Genomic DNA, 680 nt, shown 5'->3' with positions numbered 1-680 from the left:
CTGGTTGCCGCACATCAACTTGAAGTTCGATTTCGTCGAAGGTGAAGAAGGCGATATCCGCATACTCAGTCAACCGGGAACGTTTTCCTCTCTGATCGGTACCGATGCTCTCTTACATCCCGATGAGCCGACCATGCGACTCTGGCCACACCCACCGAGCCAGGCACGTTATTTCGCAGCCAATGTCATGCATGAGTTCGGTCACATGCTCGGCGCAGAACATGAACAGACCAACCCCACGGCAAACATTCCCTGGGATAAACCAGCCATTTATAAACAACACGGAATAACCGCCGACCCGGAAGAGGACAACTACCAGGCCAGCGTGACGCGCAAACGACTGCACGACTGGTATTTTGACCTCGGCAATCCCGACGAAAGCATCTACTCAGAGTACGACCAGAAGTCGATCATGCACTATCCCGTCAGCCAGTCGTGGACGCTCGGTGACTTCCAGATCTTCATTAATCTGGACCTCAGCGAACAGGATAAAACCTTCATGTCGAACGCTTACCCCTACCCCGCGAGTCAGTGAGCGCGCCAGGTCCGTATCGGACTATTTGACCTGCCCCAGATTTGCCTCGCTCAAATCAAGCTCGCTCAATACTTCTCTGAGCACGTCATCACCAATCTGGTGATGACGGCTCAGGCTATACAACTCAAGGCGTTGCGCCCGCAAC

The 680-nt window shown here is 53.7% G+C and carries 1 protein-coding gene; it reads left to right on the top strand.

Annotated elements, in window-relative coordinates; translation table 11 throughout:
• A partial coding sequence (locus HT737_RS21385; RefSeq protein WP_182403959.1) for a hypothetical protein occupies window positions 1-535 on the top strand: 535 nt, incomplete at its 5' end.
• Window positions 536-680: the final 145 nt, after the last annotated feature.

It is taken from the genome of Pseudomonas sp. MD195_PC81_125 (genome assembly GCF_014060985.1).
Lineage (GTDB): Bacteria > Pseudomonadota > Gammaproteobacteria > Pseudomonadales > Pseudomonadaceae > Aquipseudomonas > Aquipseudomonas parakoreensis.
This window is presented reverse-complemented; position numbering and strand designations above follow the sequence as displayed.